At 67.9% G+C, this 16,891-nt stretch carries 15 protein-coding genes; 14 read left to right on the plus strand and 1 reads right to left on the minus strand.

Annotation, left to right across the window (positions count from 1 at the left end; all coding sequences use genetic code 11):
• Positions 1 to 364: 364 nt before the first annotated feature.
• The 14 genes from FVD38_RS16170 (at position 365) to FVD38_RS16235 (ending at position 16,318) form a co-directional block, all read left to right on the plus strand.
• Positions 365 to 1,621, plus strand: coding sequence for a GNAT family N-acetyltransferase (locus FVD38_RS16170; RefSeq protein ID WP_147935766.1), 1,257 nt, complete (start codon positions 365 to 367; stop codon positions 1,619 to 1,621).
• A 13-nt stretch (positions 1,622 to 1,634) separates the two neighbouring features.
• Positions 1,635 to 2,741, plus strand: a complete 1,107-nt coding sequence (locus tag FVD38_RS16175) for a GNAT family N-acetyltransferase (RefSeq protein ID WP_187271614.1) — start codon at positions 1,635 to 1,637, stop codon at positions 2,739 to 2,741.
• Complete coding sequence (locus FVD38_RS16180) at positions 2,729 to 2,953, plus strand: hypothetical protein (RefSeq protein WP_147935768.1); 225 nt, start codon at positions 2,729 to 2,731, stop codon at positions 2,951 to 2,953. Before FVD38_RS16175 ends, FVD38_RS16180 begins: the two co-directional genes overlap by 13 nt.
• Positions 2,954 to 2,986: 33 nt before the next feature.
• Positions 2,987 to 4,117: a glycosyltransferase family 4 protein gene (locus tag FVD38_RS16185; RefSeq protein WP_187271615.1), complete on the plus strand. Its 1,131-nt coding sequence runs from the start codon at positions 2,987 to 2,989 to the stop codon at positions 4,115 to 4,117.
• Between the two features lie 29 nt (positions 4,118 to 4,146).
• On the plus strand, positions 4,147 to 5,196 hold the full coding sequence (locus FVD38_RS16190) for a DUF354 domain-containing protein (protein ID WP_147935770.1): 1,050 nt from the start codon (positions 4,147 to 4,149) through the stop codon (positions 5,194 to 5,196).
• Positions 5,183 to 6,370, plus strand: a complete 1,188-nt coding sequence (locus tag FVD38_RS16195; RefSeq protein ID WP_147935771.1) for a Gfo/Idh/MocA family protein — start codon at positions 5,183 to 5,185, stop codon at positions 6,368 to 6,370. Before FVD38_RS16190 ends, FVD38_RS16195 begins: the two co-directional genes overlap by 14 nt.
• The gene (locus tag FVD38_RS16200; RefSeq protein ID WP_147935772.1) at positions 6,370 to 7,266 is read left to right on the plus strand and encodes a hypothetical protein; all 897 of its coding nucleotides are present in this window, start codon (positions 6,370 to 6,372) and stop codon (positions 7,264 to 7,266) included. The genes FVD38_RS16195 and FVD38_RS16200 overlap by 1 nt, the downstream gene beginning before the upstream one ends.
• Positions 7,245 to 8,972 (plus strand): glucosamine inositolphosphorylceramide transferase family protein, encoded by a 1,728-nt coding sequence (locus tag FVD38_RS16205; protein ID WP_147935773.1) that lies wholly within the window; start codon positions 7,245 to 7,247, stop codon positions 8,970 to 8,972. The genes FVD38_RS16200 and FVD38_RS16205 overlap by 22 nt, the downstream gene beginning before the upstream one ends.
• A gap of 22 nt (positions 8,973 to 8,994) precedes the next feature.
• The gene (locus FVD38_RS16210; RefSeq protein WP_147935774.1) at positions 8,995 to 10,545 is read left to right on the plus strand and encodes an O-antigen ligase family protein; all 1,551 of its coding nucleotides are present in this window, start codon (positions 8,995 to 8,997) and stop codon (positions 10,543 to 10,545) included.
• Positions 10,542 to 11,657 carry a glycosyltransferase family 4 protein gene (locus FVD38_RS16215; RefSeq protein WP_147935775.1) on the plus strand — a complete coding sequence of 372 codons (1,116 nt, stop codon included), beginning with the start codon at positions 10,542 to 10,544 and terminating at the stop codon, positions 11,655 to 11,657. Before FVD38_RS16210 ends, FVD38_RS16215 begins: the two co-directional genes overlap by 4 nt.
• Entirely contained in the window at positions 11,641 to 12,786 is a 1,146-nt protein-coding gene (locus FVD38_RS16220; protein WP_187271616.1) for a glycosyltransferase, read from the plus strand. The genes FVD38_RS16215 and FVD38_RS16220 overlap by 17 nt, the downstream gene beginning before the upstream one ends.
• A 22-nt stretch (positions 12,787 to 12,808) precedes the next feature.
• The gene (locus FVD38_RS16225; protein WP_187271617.1) at positions 12,809 to 14,290 is read left to right on the plus strand and encodes a lipopolysaccharide biosynthesis protein; all 1,482 of its coding nucleotides are present in this window, start codon (positions 12,809 to 12,811) and stop codon (positions 14,288 to 14,290) included.
• Positions 14,291 to 14,537: 247 nt separating this feature from the next.
• Positions 14,538 to 15,998, plus strand: a complete 1,461-nt coding sequence (locus FVD38_RS16230; protein ID WP_147935778.1) for a GNVR domain-containing protein — start codon at positions 14,538 to 14,540, stop codon at positions 15,996 to 15,998.
• Positions 15,995 to 16,318 (plus strand): superinfection immunity protein, encoded by a 324-nt coding sequence (locus tag FVD38_RS16235; protein WP_147935779.1) that lies wholly within the window; start codon positions 15,995 to 15,997, stop codon positions 16,316 to 16,318. Before FVD38_RS16230 ends, FVD38_RS16235 begins: the two co-directional genes overlap by 4 nt.
• Here FVD38_RS16235 and FVD38_RS16240 read toward each other — a convergent pair.
• Positions 16,315 to 16,887: a LuxR C-terminal-related transcriptional regulator gene (locus FVD38_RS16240; protein ID WP_229493717.1), complete on the minus strand. Its 573-nt coding sequence runs from the start codon at positions 16,885 to 16,887 to the stop codon at positions 16,315 to 16,317. The two genes, FVD38_RS16235 and FVD38_RS16240, sit on opposite strands and share 4 nt — an antisense overlap.
• Between the last annotated feature and the right edge of the window lie 4 nt (positions 16,888 to 16,891).

Here is a 16,891-nt window from a genome sequence, read left to right on the forward strand (position 1 = left end):
AACGCCCGTCCTCGCGCTCAAGGAATGGCAACAGAAGCGACCTGAGTTATTCGTTAAACGCGTTTATGATCAAACGGGACTCGACAGCTAATGTCGAATTATTATAATAAATGGTAGGGGAAATCTGTATGTGGCTTACAGTCTTTATCAAGGTATTTCGTGAGAAATATGACACATCTAGCCCAATGGGCTTGGGCTTTTCGACGATCTTGTCAATGTGAATTTAATGAGGGATGGTAAAGCCATGCTCGGCAGTGTTAAATGTTTATTGCTCATGCATGGTTTGATATTAATCACGCCCGACCGAGCGCAGAAAAAATAGAATTTGAATGTAAATTCATTTCATGCGGAGGGTGGGAATAAAATGGGCATCGAAAACACCACCGCTCATGCGATTCCAGCCAATTTCTGGAAAGAAGGAAGTCCGTCCTTTGCAGCCCATGCAGACAAGAACATCGTCTTCAACCGCTTTTACGATAGCGCCATTCCAGATTTTGCCGACGCGTCTCTCGAACGCCTCTATGAAAATATCTACTGCACCCTGACCCGGATCGGCCTCTACGAGCGGCTCGACGACATCCACACCTTCGCCGCCGCCGACGAGCATGACATCGTCCTGCTGATCCTGTTCCGGATCGATCGCAACACGGTTCGCATCGTCAACCAGCAGATTGCCCTGAGCGCGGGCGATCTCGCTTATTTCGCCGTCAACGTGTTTTCCCGCTACCCGGCGGCAAGGCGCATCGAAGGCTACGCGCTCGACACGCCCGTTGACTCGTCCACCTTCGCGTCCACCTTCGCATCCACCTTCTCCTTCCCCGTCCAGGTCCTGCCCCAGCTGGAAGAGAACGTGGTCGCGCTTCCGTCGAGCGCGGACGCCTATATGGGTCAGCTGGGCAAGAGCACCCGGGAACTGATGCGGCGCAGTATGCGCAAGTGCGCAGCGCAGTTTCCTTCCTGCCGTTTCGAGGTCCTGTCGACGCACCAGATCACGCCGCGCCACGTGCGCGAACTGGTCGACCTGACCGATCAGCGGATGGATGCGCGCAATGCCACGCCATATGTCGAGAATTCCGACATCGACCGCATCGTACGCCTGGCGCGCAGCCACGGCTACCTCGGCATCATGCTGATCGACGACACCATCGTGGCGGCCTGCCTCTGCTCCAGGGTCGGGAAGCGGCACTTCCTGCACCTGGTTGGCCACGCCCCACGTTTCGATGCCTACCGGCTAGGCCGCCAGGTAACCCTGCATACCATCTACCATGCCATCGCCATCGGCGGCCGGGAGCTGTGGATGATGGGGGGGCATCATGACTGGAAGTCCCATTTCCTGGCACGCCGCAAGACGCTCGGCAGCGTGACGATCTACCGTTCCCGCGTTGCTGCGCTCGTCTGTTGGCGCACCTTGTTGCGCAACGCCGCGCGTACCCGGCTGCACAGTCTCCGACTGCTCGTGACGACGGTGCAGGCCCGGGACGGCGCTGGCAAGCGGCTCCTGGTCCATTCGTTCGCCGCGCTGCGCCATGCCAAAAAAGGCCTGCGGCGCCTGCGCTCCCTTCTGGCGGGTGGAGCGGGCAAGCCGAGCCTCCGGCGCAATGGGGACAGTACCGATGCCTGACGGCCTGCGGACCATGAGGACGGGCGCCGTGCCGCTGGCCTTCGGACCAATATCACATGGTGGAACAATGAATGATCGACTCGACGATCGACTCGACCTGGCAAGCGGTGCGGCGCGGCAAGAAGCGGTGCTCGTAGGGCGGCCCTTTCCGCCGTCGCTGCGCGTCCTGCTCGAGACCTGCCACGAAAACGTGTTCTGCACCGATGCGCGCTGCGCGGCCCTCCCGGCCGACGCCGAGGTGGCCTGCTATCTCGCGCTGCGCGACGGCGACCCGGTCACGGGCGTGCTGTATCGCCGCGAAGGGCGCACGATCACCGTCTTGAGCGAGCTGCTCTCCATTGCAGGCGGCGCGCTCGATCAGATGGCGCGCTGCCTGTTCGCGCGGCATCAGGGTGTCCACCTGATCCACTTCCCGTCGGTGCAGACGCCGCCCTGGCCCCTGCCGTTTCCGTGCCAGCGCTACGAAGCCACCGAAGACCTCGTGATCTCGCTGCCGGGCACGGCCGAAGCCTATCTCGCCAGCCTCGGCCCGAATACCCGTGCGGCGATCCGGCGCGCCCAGCGGGCGGTCGCGCAGCAGGCGCCCGATCTGGCGTTTTCCTTCCACGGCCCCGACACCATCGACCGCGCCGATGTCGCCGCCCTGGTCGAGCTCAACTGCCTGCGCCTGGCCAGCAAGCGACAGGCCCCGAGCCATACGGTGGACTCGGTGGCCACGCTCCAGAGCATGCTCGGCGCGTACGGATGCGTGCTGTTTGCCCGTAGTGGCGGCCGCATCCGCGCCGGCGTGGCGTGTACCCATGTGGGCCGGCATGCCTACATGCACGTGATCGCGCACGATCCCAGCTTTGACCAGTCCCGGCTCGGCCTGCTGTGCTGCTTCATGAGCATCTGCGAGTCGATCCGGTGCGGCATGCGCGAGTACCACCTGCTCTCCGGCCGCTATGACTACAAGCGCAGGCTGCTCGGGCAGCAGCGCGACTTCGACCGCATCGTCGTCTACCGTTCGCTCGCCTCGGTCGTGGCGAGCCTGCCGACCTATGCCCGTACCCTGGTACGCGGGCGGGGGCGACAGGCCAAACAGCGCATTTCGTCCTGGAGACGATCGTGGAAATCCTAGATATCAGTCGACCCCTGTCCGAACGGGAGCGCAGCGGCCCGCCCGAACAGTTGCCATTGCTGTGGGACGAGGCAGAGGCGCCGGCTCCCGGGCATCCGGCGCCACGCGCGGCAAGCGAGCGCGATGCCGTCATCGAACGCGAGACGCGGCGCGCCAAGACAGTGCTCCTGACGCTGCTCGGCGCGATCCTGCTGGCTTCCCACTTCCTTTGAAACGAGGGCGCGCACATGCCTGGAGCAACAGCCATGAACCGTGAAAAGAAGATCGTGATGCTCGGAACCCATGTCGACGGCTGCGGCGGCATCGCATCGGTCATCGCGGTATACCGGGCCGCTGGGCTGCTCGCCCGGCGCGACATCGTCTATCTTCCGACGCATCGCACCGGGCCGGGACGGGCCAAGGTCCACCTGTTCGCGCAGGCCCTGCTGGCCCTGGTCCGCCTCCTGGCCGGGGGCGAAGTCGCGCTGCTGCACATCCATGTGGCCATCAACGCCAGCTTCTGGCGCAAGTATGTCTTCTTCCTGCTGGGATATCTGTGCCGCGTGCCGGTCGCGCTGCACCTGCACGCGGGGCGCTACCCGGACTACTACCGCAGCGGCTGCGGCCCGCTGGCGCGCCTGCTGATGCGCTTCGCCTTCGACCGGGCGCGGGCCGTCGTCGTCGTCTCGGGCGAGCTGCAGGCCTGGGTGCGCACCGTCTCTTCCCAGGGCCGCGTCGTCGTCCTGCACAACCCGGTGGTGCTGCCGCAGCATGCCCATGGGGCTGAACCTGCACCCGCGCGCGCACCGGCGACCTTGCTCTTCCTCGGCCATCTGGAGGCAAGCAAGGGCTGCCACGACCTGCTGCGCGCGATGCGCACGATCGTCGCCGCCGTGCCGCAGGCGCGGCTGCTGCTGTGCGGTGACGGGCAGCGCGACGAGGCGCGCGCGCTTGTCGCGGCGCTCGGGCTGCAGGCCAATGTCGACTTGCCGGGCTGGGTCGACGCAGGCGAACGGGCGGCCCTGCTCGACGCGGCGACCGTCTTCGTGCTGCCGTCGCACGCCGAAGGCTTGCCGATGAGTCTGCTTGAGGCGATGGCGCATGGCGTCCCGGTCGTCGCCACGGCGGTCGGCGGTATCCCGGAGGCGGTGCGCGATGGGGTGGAAGGCGTGCTGATCGCGCCCGGCGACACGGCGGCGCTGGCCGACGCGGTGCTCGGCCTGCTGGCCGACCCCGATGCCCGCACGCGCCTGGGCGCCGCCGGCCGCGAGCGGGTCCGGACCGAGTTCTCCAGCACGCGGATGATCGCCACGCTGGAAGACCTGTACGAGAAACTGGCGGCCAGGGAGGCGCGCCGCCCCGGGGCGCGCGAGCGCTTCGACGAGAAAATCGGCTGACCGTGCCGGGGCCTGACGAGGGGGAATCCATGAAGATCTGGTTCGATCTATCCAATTCGCCGCACATCAATATGTTCCGCACGATGATCCGCGACCTGCAGCGGTCCCACGAGGTGATCGTCACCAGCCGTCCGCTGGCCAATACCGAGGACTTGTTGCGCATGCACCGTATCCCGTACACGACGGTGGGCGTGCACTATGGCCGCTCCCTGATCGGCAAGACCTGCGGCTTCCCGATCCGCGTCGCGCAACTGGTGCGCTTCCTGCGCCGGCGCGGGGTCGATGTGGCGGTGTCGCAGAGCTCCTTCCACTCGCCGGTCGTGGCCCGGCTGCTGGGAATCCGGTCGGTCTACCTGAACGACAACGAGCACGCGGCCGGCAACGTGCCGGCCTTCGCCTGCGCCGACCGGATCATGGTGCCAGAATTTCTTACGGCCCAGAATCTCAGGCGTCAGGGCGCGTCGCTGGCCAAGGTGGAACGCTATCCCGGCGTGAAGGAGGGGATCTACCTGTGGGAGTATGCGCAGCGTTGTTCGGCCTCGGCCCCAGGCTCGGCGTCGGCGGCGGCGCGCGCCCGCGATCCGCAGGCGCGGCCGCGCATCTTCGTCCGCCCCGAACCCTGGACAGCCCAGTATTACCGCGGACCGCGCAATTTCCTGGACGACGTCATCGGCGCGTTGCAGCACCGCGCCAGCGTCACCGTGCTGCCGCGCTCCCGCGAGCAGTACCTGCATTACGCCGGCCCTGCGTTCAAACACTGCCGCACCCTGTCCGGCGTGATCGACATCGATACCATCGCCGGCGAGTGCGACCTGTTCATCGGCGCGGGCGGCACCATGACGCGCGAGATGGCCGTGCTGGGCGTGCCCACGATCTCGGTCTACCAGGACGCGCTGCTCAACGTCGATCGCTACCTGATCGCCGAGGGCGCCTGCGCCCACCTGCCGGCGCTGACCGCGCAGGACGCCCTGGACTACCTGGCCTCGCGCGAGCGGGCCGGCCCCAACGCCGGCCTGCTCGCCAAGGGGCGCGCCGCCTACGACATGATCAAGCACGAGGTGACCCATGCACACGCCTGACACGCCCCGCATCCGCATCGCCATTGCCGGCCTGGGCAAGATGGGCCTGTCGCACCAGGCCATCGTCAACGCCCACCCCGACCTCGAGCTGGTCGCCGTCTGCGATCCCGCCACCTGGTTGCTCGACATCATCGGGCGCTACACAAAGGTGGCCACCTACAGCGACTATGCGCGCATGCTCGAGCGCGAGCGGCTAGACGCGGTGCTGGTCGCCACGCCATCGCGGCTGCACGCGCGGATGGTGCGCGCGGCGCTCGAGCACGGCCTCGACGTGTTCTGCGAAAAGCCGTTCTGCCTGGACGTCGAAGAAGGCGCGCGCCTGGTGGCGCTGGCCGCCGAGCGCGGCGCGGTCACCCAGGTCGGCTACCACAACCGCTTCCTGGGCACCTTCGAAGAGGCCAGGCGCCTGCTCGACGTGGACGCGATCGGACGCGTACACCACGCGCGCGTCGACTGCTATGGCCCGGTGGTATTGCGACCGAAGGGCGTCACCTGGCGCAGCAGCCGCAACGAGGGCGGCGGCTGCCTGTACGACTATGCATGCCACGGAATCGACCTGCTCAATTTCACGGTCGGCGCGCCGAGCGGCGTATCGGGTTCGATCCTCAGCAGCGTATTTTCCGCCTCGGCTGACGACGAGGTGTACGCCAACCTGGCTTACGCGGACGGCAAGACCGCGCAGCTGTCCGCCAACTGGAGCGACGACAGTCACCGCAAGATGTCGACCACGCTCGTGCTGTGGGGCACCAACGGCAAGATCGAGGCCAGCCGCCAGGAGCTGCACATCCACCTGCGCGCGCCGGTGGCGGCGCGCCCCGACCTGGCGCCAGGCTGGAACGTCCGCTATACCACCGAGCTGACCAGGCCGGTGTGGTTCTACCTGCGCGGCGAAGAGTATTCGGCACAGATCGATTATTTCGCCGAATCGATCCGGCAGCGCCGGGTCGACAGCCATTGCAGCCTTGCCGCTGGCATGACCGCCGACATCGTGGCCGACATGATCTGGCGCGACGCCGCCAGCGCGGCCGGCGCCGGTGCGGGTGCCGGTGCCGGGGCGGGCGCCGCCACGGACCTGGTGACCGCGCGCGGCGTTCCAGGGCGCTGGGGAAGACTGCGCGACGCGGTGCTGAGTTCGCCCGAGACGATCATGAAGGCATTGAAAGGGAGCCCTTGATGGACCGTATTCTATTTGGAGATAACCAGTTCTTCGGCATCAACCACATGTCGGACGAGCATGCGCGGGCCCAGAGCATGCAGTTCCAGAGCAACGAGGCCATCATGGCGATGCTCGACGGCGTCCTCGAAGAAGGCATCGAGGTGCTGATGTGCACCACCCACGAGCGGGTCGCCGCGATCTGCGAGTCCATTCGCGCGCAGCCGGCGCGCTACCGCCAGCTGAAGATCTATCCCTGCATGCCTTACGCACACAAGTATGCCAATGCCGTGTCCGATCTGGGGATCGTCGAGGCGGTCCGCAAATTCCTGCCGGACGAATCGCCGCTGACAGCGGCGGTCAAGAGCGGCATCGCAGTGGCGCGGCGCGACGTCGACGCCCTGATCCGGCGTCTGATCGACGCCGAGATGAAGATGTTCGTGGCGATCCCGACACCGGTCATCTTCCTGCAAAACGTGGTCACCGACCTGGCGCTGGGCCTGGGCTTTCACGACGCGCTGCGTACCTTCCACGACCATGTGCGCGAGCGCTATGGGGCCGAACCGGGCTTCATCACCATGAACCTGCCGCGGCTGCTCGAGGCACTCGACGCGATGGGCATCGACAATCCGATCGTGTGCGCCAACGTCAACAAGATCGGCTTTCGGATGTGCGGCGGCTTGCCGGCCTACGAAGAAACCGTCGCTTCGCGCAAGTTCCGCGCGGTGGCGATGTCGGTGTTCGCTTCCGGTGCGATCCCGGCCGAGGAGGCGATCGAGTACGTCTGTGGCCAGCCGCGCATCGAATCGATCGTGTTCGGCGCCTCCAGCCTGGGCAAGGTGCGCCATACCAAATACCTGATCGACCGCTATACGGCGCTGGGAAGGGGCGAGTCATGCAGCGTGCGGGTACAGTGAAGCCCTTGCGCGTCGGCCTGTTGCTAGAGGCGCGCGCGAGCGACGGCTATGCGGCCGCCCTGTGCGACTGGCTGGCGGAGAGCCGTGACCTGGAGCTGGCGCTGGTGCTGGTGTCGGACGGGGAACCGGCGGGCCGGGCCGGGCGCAGGCGCCGCTCCGCGGCCCAGGGGCCGACGGCGCCGCGGACACCGCTGCTGTTCGCCGCCGTGATGGCCATCGAACGTCAATTGCTGCGCCACTACGAGGCGCATCGCGCGCACCTGGCCGTGGTCGACGTGCCCGCCCTGGCCGCCGCGCGCGGGGTGCCGGTGCGCAGCGTAGCGCCGCCCGGCCTGGCGCTCGCTGTGGGGGCCGCTGAGGTGTTCGATGAGACGTCTGCTGACGTTTCCACTGACGCGCTCCCCGCGATCTCGCATGCCGAGCTGGCCGGCCTCGAACTCGACCTGCTGGTGTGCTGCGACGGCGTCGCCTGCGACGAGCGCCTGGGACGCGCGGCGCGCCTCGGCGCCATCGGCATCGACTACCGGCGCGACCAGATCACCGGCAGCGCGCCCATCGGCTTCTGGGAAACCTACCACCGCGCACGCAAGACCGGATTCGCCATCGTCCGGCCGGGACCGGCAGGGGAGGCCGGCCAGGTCCTGGTCGAGGGGGCGTTCCGCACCAAGTATTCCTTCCTGCTCAACCAGGCCCACCTGTTCTGCAAGGCGCATGCCCAGTTGCGCAGGCTGCTGGGCGACGTGGCCACGACACGCCAGCTGCCGGCCGCGCGCGATCCGGTGCCCTACTCGGGTTGCTGCCTGGCGCCGCCGGGCAGCCTGCACGCGCTGCTGTACGCGTTCAAGCTGGCCGGGCGACTCGGCATGCGCGGCGCGCGGCGCGTGCTCGGCATCCGCCACAAATGGACGCTGTCGGTGACCCGTTCAGGGTGGCGCAACGCCGCTTTATGGCGCGGCGTACCGGTGGCAGCGCCGCATGGCCATTTCTGGGCCGATCCCTTCCTGCGGGTCCACGCCGGAAGGGTGTACTGCTTCGTCGAAGACTATGTGTATGCCACCAACCGCGCGCATATCTCGGTGCTCGAGATCACCAAGGCCGACGTCAAGTGCCTCGGGGTGGCGCTGCAGGAGCCCTTCCACCTGTCGTTTCCCTTCCTGTTCGAGTATGGGGGCCATCTCTATATGTGCCCCGAGACCTCCGAGAGCAACCAGATCCGCATCTACAAATGCGACGAGTTCCCGCTGCGCTGGACGCAAGATTCGGTCGCCATCGACGGCATCTCGGCGGCCGACTCGATGTTCTTCGAACACCGCGGACGCTGGTGGCTGCTCACCAGCATCGACCGCTCGGGCCTGAACGACCACTGTTCCGAACTGTGCCTGTTCCATGCGCCCGATCCGCTCGGTGGAGCATGGACCCCGCACCCCATGAACCCGCTCTATATCGATACCGACATGGGACGCAACGCCGGCCTGATCGTGGACGAAGGGCGCATCTACCGCGCTGCCCAGCGCCAGGGATTCGACCAGTACGGCGAGGGCCTGGCCCTGTACGAGATCGTCGAACTCGACGAGACCAGGTATTCGGAGCGCAAGGTGACCGATATCCGGCACGATTACCTGCAGCGCTCGCTCGGCAGCCACCACATCTCGTCCGACGGCAACGTGACCGTGGTCGATTTCAAGACCCATTGCTTCGCTCCCTGAGGGGCCGACCCGACGCACACCCATGAGCGAACCTATCCTGCCACCGCTGTCGCCACCGCTGTCGCCATCGATCCCGGCAGCCGTTGCGCTTTCGCCCGGCGCGGCCCGGTCCGCCGACGTGGCGCTCGTGTACCTGGGCTGCCTGGGTGCGGCGCTGGCGGCCGGCGTGGCTTGCGAGCTCCTGGGTGGCGCGCGCGCCGCCGCCGTCCTCGGCGCCGGCGTGGTGACGCTGCTCGGCATGCGAGATTTCCGCGTCCTGGCCGTGGCGGCGGCCTTCCTGCTGCCCTATTTGCCGACCTGGTTCCTGTCCGAAGGCGTGGCCGGCGTGTCCGGCCAGCGCATCGTCGGCCTGGTGATGCTGCTCGTCCTGGTATCGGTCGCCTGCGGCCATGCGCTCGATCCCTGGCGCATCCGTTATCCCCGCTGGCGGCCGGCTTTCCTGGCCTACGTCGCCGTGTTCGTGTTCGCCGCCCTCAATGGCGCCACGTCGGCGAGCGCCATCCCGGAGTATTTCAGGGTGCTCGAGGTGGTGCGCGAGACGACGCCGCTGGGCTACCTGCGGGTGAGCCTGTTCGCGCCCGCGCTGATCATCGCGGGCTGCGCGATCGTGGGCCTGCTGGCGGCGAATGTGCGCGATCCGCGCTGGCTCCTGTTGCCGGTGCTGTCGTCGGCGGTGCTGCTGGCGGCGCTGGTCGGCCTGTTCGCGCTGCACGGCGCCAGCGCCGGCGCCGACCTGGCGCAGCAGGAATCGCGCCGCTCATTGTCGGTGCTGGGCCTGCATGCCAACGAACTGGGCCTGCTGCTGAACATGGCGCTCGCGCTGGCGATCTGCGCCCTCGGGACGGCCCGGCGGGCCGTGGCCCGGGTCGCGCTGGCGCTGGCCTGCCTGGTGCTGATGGCGGGCGTCCTGATGACGTTCTCGCGCGGCGCCTTCCTCGGGCTGGCGGTGGTCATCCTGTATGCGCTGGCGGCCGCGCGCGGCCGCAGCTGGCCGCTGTGGGGGCTGGTCGCGCTGGCGCTGGTCGCGGCCCTGTCGTCCGATTCGCTGGCGCAGCGGGCCTTGCACGGCATCGGCGGCGGCGACCTCGACTTTCTCAGCTCCGGCCGGATCGACGCCATCTGGCTGCCGCTGATTCCAGAAATACTCGACCACCCGATCCTGGGCGCCGGCCACGGATCGATCCTGTGGTCGCAGGCGGCGCAGGCGCGCACGATCCTGCCGGTGAGCCACCCACACAGCGCCTACCTGGCCTCGCTGCTCGACGTCGGCATCGTCGGCAGTGTGCTGACCGCGCTGTTCTTCGCCCATGCCTGGCGACTGTTGCGGCGCGCGGCGCGCCAGGCCGCCCGGCTCGCCCAGGGCGCGCTGGCCGGATTCTTCATTGGCGGCGCGGCCTGCATCCTGCTGCTGCTGGTCCAGGGCCTGACCGACGACAGCTTCATGCCGGCGTTCACGCATGTGTATTTCTGGCTGTGCTATGGCGCGGCGGTCGGGACCCTGGCCCGTGCGCAGGCCGCACCTGCGGTGCGCGCCCCGGCACGCGGCCGGCGCGCAACGGGGGAGGCGACATGAAAGTCTGTTTCGTCGGCATGGACAATCTGCCGGTGCTGGCCGAGGAATTCAATATGCACGGGATCGGCGGCGAGCAGGTCCAGCAGACGCTGCTGGCCGGCGCACTGGTGCGGCGCGGCTTCGAGGTCAGCATGGTCGTGTTCGACTACGGCCAGGCCGATCGCCGCAGCTGGTCGGGCGTCGTCACCCACCGCGCGTTCCGCCAGGCGGCCGGACTGCCGGTGCTGCGTTTTGTCTATCCACGCTGGATCAAGACCTGGCGCGCGCTGCGGCGCGCCGACGCCGACGTGTACTACCTGAGCTGCGCCGGCATGCAGCTGGGCCTGGTAGCGCTGTTCTGCCGCCTTCACGGCCGCAAGCTGGTGTTCCGGGTTGCGCATGACAGCGACTGCGAGCCGGATGCGCTCCTGATCAAATACCGGCGCGACCGCAAGCTGTACGAATACGGCTTGCAGCGGGCACACCTGGTGCTGGTCCAGACCGAGCGCCAGCGCGACGCCATGCTGCAGAACTACCTGCGCCACAGCACGGTCGCGCGCATGCTGGTGCAGGCGGCGGCGGAGCCGGTGGAGCGCGAGGTCGACGTGCTGTGGGTGAACAACCTGCGCCAGTTCAAGCGCCCGGACCTGCTGCTCGAGCTGGCGCGCCGCCTGCCGCGCCTGCGTTTTTGCATGATCGGAGGAGAACAGCCCGGCGCCGCCGAACTGTATGCTGGCATCGCGGCGCAGGCCGCGCAATTGCCCAACCTGTCGTTCAGTGGCCGCGTGCCGTACCACCGGATGGCCGGACGCTACGCGGCGGCGCGGGTGTTCGTCAATACCTCGGACAGCGAAGGTTTCCCCAACTCCTACCTGCAAGCCTGGATCCACGGCACGCCCACGGTCGCCTTCTTCGACCCCGACGGGGTGATCGCCCGCGAAGGACTCGGTCATGCGGCAACCACGCTGGACGACATGGCGGCGCAGGTCGCCGCGCTGGCCGCGGGCGGCGCCGACTGGCAGGCGCGCAGCGCGCGCTGCCGCGCCTACATGGAGCGGCATTATGCCGAGCAGGACGTGCTTGGCCCCTATCTGGATGGACTCGAGGAGGTCTGCCATGGAACAAGCAACTGAACGGCCGCTGCACGTGATGTTCCTGGTCGTGTCCGCCAGCGTCGGCGGGGCCGAGACCCATGCGGTGACGCTGGCGCAGGCGCTCGACCGGCGCCGCTTCTCGGTGTCGCTGGTCTACCTGAAGGACGAGGCCGAAATCCCCGGCGCCTTCGACGACGAACATTGCCGGGTGTCGGCGTTCTGCCTGAACGCCCGCAACAAGCTCGACCTGGGTGCGGCGCGCCGGCTGGCGGACTATGCGGCAGAGCGCGAGGTCGACATCATCGTCTGCGCCAACCCGTATCCGCTGATCTATGCATGGGCGGTGCGGCTGCTGTCGCGGCGGCGCCTGCGCGTGGTAGAGATCCTGCATTCGACCGAGCCGTTTACGCGGCGCGCGTGGCTGCAGATGTATCTGTACCGGCCCCTGATGTGGATGTCCGACCTGCTGGTCTTCGTCTGCAAGAACCAGCGCTCGTACTGGGAGACCCAGCGGGTGAGGGCGCGCAGTTCGCAGGTGGTGCACAACGGCGTCGACCTGGGCCGCTTCAGGAACGACTTCGGGCCGGCGCAGATCTGCGCTTTCCGGCGACTGAACGGCTTCGCGGATCACGACTACGTGGTCGGCATCTGCGGGATCCTGCGCCAGGAAAAAGGGCACCAGGACCTGCTGCGTGCGCTCCACATGGCGCACGCGGCCGGCACCTGCGCCAAGTGCCTGATGATCGGGGACGGGCCGATGCGGCCGGCGATCGAATCCACCATCGAAAGCCTGCGCCTGACGGAGGACGTCGCGATCACGGGTGTGCTGGCCGACGTGCGGCTCGCCATCGCCTCGTGCGACGTGATCGTGGTGCCCTCGCATAACGAGACCTTCTCGATCGCGGCGCTCGAAGCGATGGCGCTGGGTAAACCCCTGATCATGGCCGACGTGGGCGGCGCCTCGGAGCAGGTCGAACACTCGGGCAATGGCTACCTGTATCCCAAGGCCGACGTGGCCGCGCTGTCCGACCGCATCCTGCGCATGGCCGACCCGGGCTGCCGCAGCGCCTTCGGCGCCGCCAGCCTGCGCAAGGTGATCAGCGAATTCTCGCTGACGCGGATGGTGGACGCCTACGCGCGCGAGTTCAGCGACCTGGTGCGGCACTGATATGGGGCGCGCCGGTCAAGCCATGGGAGTGAGCCGGTCGGCGGCGTTCCTGACCGCCGGCGGCATGGTCGAGTTCGCCTTGCAGTTCCTGCTGCCCGTGATCCTCGTGCGCCAGCTCGACGCCGACACCTTCGGCCAGTACCGCTTCCTGACCCTGGTGCTGGGAACGGCGCTGGCGCTGGCCCCGGCCTTCATGCCGCAGGCGCTGTACTACTTCCTGCCGCGCGCCGGCAGCCGGCAACTGACGGTGATCGGCAACGCCGCCGCCTGGCTGGCCTGCATGGGCCTGGTCGTGGCCTTCCTCGTGAGTCCGGCCAGCCCGCTCGCGGGCGAGCTGTTGCGCGCGCTGCACCGGGCCACGCACGGCCTGTCGGCGCTCTACCTGGGCCTGTCGGTGTTGCTGACGATCGTGACCACGCTGGCGATCGCCGAGGGGCGCATCCTGTGGCATTGCAGTACCGAGCTGGTGTTGGCCCTACTGCGCACCGCCCTGGTGGCGATGGCCGCGGTCCTGTCGCACGACATCGGCTGGGTGGTGGCGGCGCTGGTGCTCGACGCTTCGCTGCGCCTGGCGGTGCTGGCTGCCTATCTCCTGACCCGGCCGGGCGGTGCGCGCCTGCGCTGCGAGCCGGCGAGCCTGCTGGCGCAGTTACGCTATGCGCTGCCGTTCGCCGCGGGCGGCAGCCTGTTCGCCATGCGGGCCCAGGCCGACGGCTGGATCGCCGCGTCGGTGATGCCGCCGCACGTCTTCGCCGCGTTCACCATCGGCGCCGTGGTGCTGCCGGTCGCCACGCTGATTCGCCAGCCGATCAATAGCGCGATGCTCCCGCACCTGAACCGCGCCTTCGCCGGCGGCGCCCGCGGCGAAGTCCACGCGCTGCTGCTCAAGGGGAGCGGGGCGGCGACGCTGCTGCTGGCGCCCCTGGCCTGCGCGCTGTTCCTGCTGGCGCCCGAGATCGTGGCGCTGGTGTACACCGACCGTTATCTGGCGGCGGTCCCGGTGATGCGCTTGTACTTGCTGCTGGTCGTGCTGCAGTCGGTGGCGGTCGGCTTCGCGATGCCGGCGCTCGACATGGGCCGGCTGGCGCTGCGGATCAATCTTGCCGGACTGGCGCTGTCCGTCACCCTGAGCCTGGCCGGCGTGCACTGGTTCGGCCTGGCCGGGGCGGCGCTCGGCAGCGTTGCCGCCTTCCTGCTGTGCGAACTCGCCAATGCGCGCGCCGTCGGGAAGGTGCTGGAGCGGCCATGGCGCGCGATGTTTCCGCTGCGGCTGGCGGGGCTGGTGCTGGGCGCCTGCGTGGCGGGAATCCTGCTGGCCGAATGGTGCGCGCCAGCCTTCGGCGCCGACCCGTGGCGCGCCCTCGGGGGCAAGCTGGGCGTGTACGCCGCCGCAACGCTGGCGCTGTTCGCGGCGTGTGGCGGCCTGGGAGAGCTGCGCCGCCTGTGCGCGCCATTCGCCGTTACCGGCGTGGTGCCGCTCGCGGCGCGGCCGCCATCGGCCTGAAGTCGCCATTCCTGGAGTATGTAGGTAGCTGAAACCCGCTTCAGCGTCGGCTGGGGGCGCTTGAAGCACAGATTCTTCTTGCTGAGTTACCGATCGCCTTGATCTAACTCAGCAAGTGATGTGTTTATCGCGATAGGGTAGTGATAGCAGGCTTGCCTTCACGCGCCACGTCATGGAGAGCTTATGAGGATAGGCTCTTGCATAGCCGCGCAGCAGTGCGCGGTGCCGGTCCAACCGAGGGAGCAGCATGGGGAAGAACGAGATCCTGACACCGGAAGCGACGCCCTTGGACAGGTTCGATCCGGGCCCCGCGCTGGTGCCGTTCAGGCTGACGGAACATGTCGGGGTGATGGTGCGCCACCGGCTGTTCATCGCGCTGGTGACCTTGTCGGTGGCGGCGCTGGGCACCCTCTACGCCCTGGCGCGGCCACCGTCCTATACGGCCAACCTGATGATCCACGTGACCGACATGCGTTCGTCCGAACCGCGCACGCTGCTCGGCCAGACCACGCCCGGCACGGCGTACAAGCGCGCCATGGCCGAAGCCGAACTGCTGCGCTCGCGTGCGGTCATCGGGACGGCCGCGACCCGCTTGCGGCTGGACGTGGTGGCCGAGCCGCGCTACTTCCCTGCGATCGGCACGGCGCTGGCGCGCTGGAATGCGCGCCACGGCCTGGCGCCGGCGCCCTACGGCGGCTATGCCTGGGGCAGCGAGCGCATCCGGGTGAGCGAGCTGGCGGTGCCGCCGGACCTCCTCGACCAGCCGCTCCATGTCACGCGCCTCGACCGGGAACGCTACAGCCTGCGCGCCGGGGACGAAGCCCGCGCCGTCGTCGGCCGGGTCGGCACGCCGTTGGTGACGGAGCAGGGCGGCGGCAGCGTGCGCCTCACGATCGCCGCGCTGGAGGGCGCGCCCGGCACCACCTACCTGGTGGCGCGGCGCTCGGTCCCGGCCGTGATCGACGAGATCGCGACCGCATTGGAGGTTGCCGAGCTCGGCAAGGACACGGGCGTCCTCAGCGTGAGGCTCCAGGGAGTCGAGCCGCGCCGGCTCACGGCCGTCCTCAACGAGATCGGCAATGTCTATATGGAGCATGTGCGTAGCGAGAAAGCGAGCGAGTCGACCGGTTCGATGGACGTACTGCGCGCGCGCCTTCCCGCGCTGCGCCAGCGCGTCGCCGCCGCCGAGGAGCGCTACGAATCCTACCGCCGCCAGCACGGCGCCGCCGACGTCGTCGAGGATACGCGCCTTGCGCTCGGCCGCCTGTCCGCCACCCGCGAGCAACTGGCCCAGTTGCAGCGCAGGCGCGCCGAGCTTGGCGTGCGCTTCGGCGACCGGCATCCTGAGCTGCTGGCGCTGGACCGGCAGCTGGACGGGGCGCGCCAGGAGATTGCCGGCCTCGAGGCCGAGGCCGGGCGCCTGCCCGCCCTGGCGACCGAGCTAGAGCGGCGGGCGCGCGACCTGAAGGCCGAGACCGACCTGTATAACGCGGTGCTGCGCCGCACGGAAGAACTCGACGTCGATGCCGGAGACCGCTCCAGCAACGTCAGGATCGTCGACGAGGCGGTCGTGCCGATGAAGCCGGCCGGCTCGCGCAAGGTGATCGTCGCACTGTCCATCGTGCTCGGCCTGTTCCTCGGCATCGGCGGGGCCTTCATCCTGACCTTGCGTGAACGGCTGCGCCAGCCGATTCGGGGGGATACATGAAGCGGATCGCGCGTATCGGGATCGTCCTGCTGGCCGCTTGCGGGCTATGCCTGCTGCGCATCGCCCTCGTGCTCCTGGGAACCTTGGTGTATCTGTTGCTGTTGCCAGGTGTGATCGCCATGAAGCGCGACTATCCCCATGCCGACCGGGTCTTCCTGTGGTGCGCGCTGCTGGGCTGGACCGGCGCGTTCTGGATCGCGGCCCTGGTCTTCGTGCTGACGCGGCGGGCAAACGCCATGCCCGCGAATGCCGGTCATCGGCCGTCCATGGCCACCGGCGACGGCGCCGTCGTATTTACCAAACGCGGACGGGACTGCTAGCCGCGCACACCCACCAGCTTGTGCACCAGCTCCGACGAGGTCGATGCGGCGAATTTGCGCATCAGGCTGGCCCGGTGCATTTCTACCGTGCGCGGGCTCAGGCCAGTATCGCGTGCAATCATCTTGCTCGTCTTTCCTTCCACCAGCAGCGCCGCGATTTCGCGCTCGCGTGGGGTCAGTTGCGCCGTCACCGGACGTTTTTCGCTGACGTCCTCGAAGGTCCAAACCCCGGCGCCCAGGGGTAGGGCCGGATCCAGCGCGCGCCCGGTCACGTGACACCAGAACAGCTCGCCGTTGGCGCGGCGCATGATGCGCTCATCCGAATAGCGCCCCTTGGCGTTCATGATGGGGATGATGCGGTCGCCGGTGCGCAGGAACTCATCCATGGTCGGATACAGGACGCTGAACGATTGCCCATCGAGCTTGCCTTCGGCATAACCGAACATCTCCACCAGTGCACCGTTGCAGGTCTGGATCACCCGGTCGACCGACACGCACATGCCCACCGGCGCGTGCTGGAAGATCATCTCGTAATCGATGCCCGGCGCATGTAGGTTCTGATGGTTCATCTGA

The organism is Massilia arenae (assembly GCF_008014745.1).
Classification (GTDB): Bacteria; Pseudomonadota; Gammaproteobacteria; order Burkholderiales; family Burkholderiaceae_D; genus Telluria; species Telluria arenae.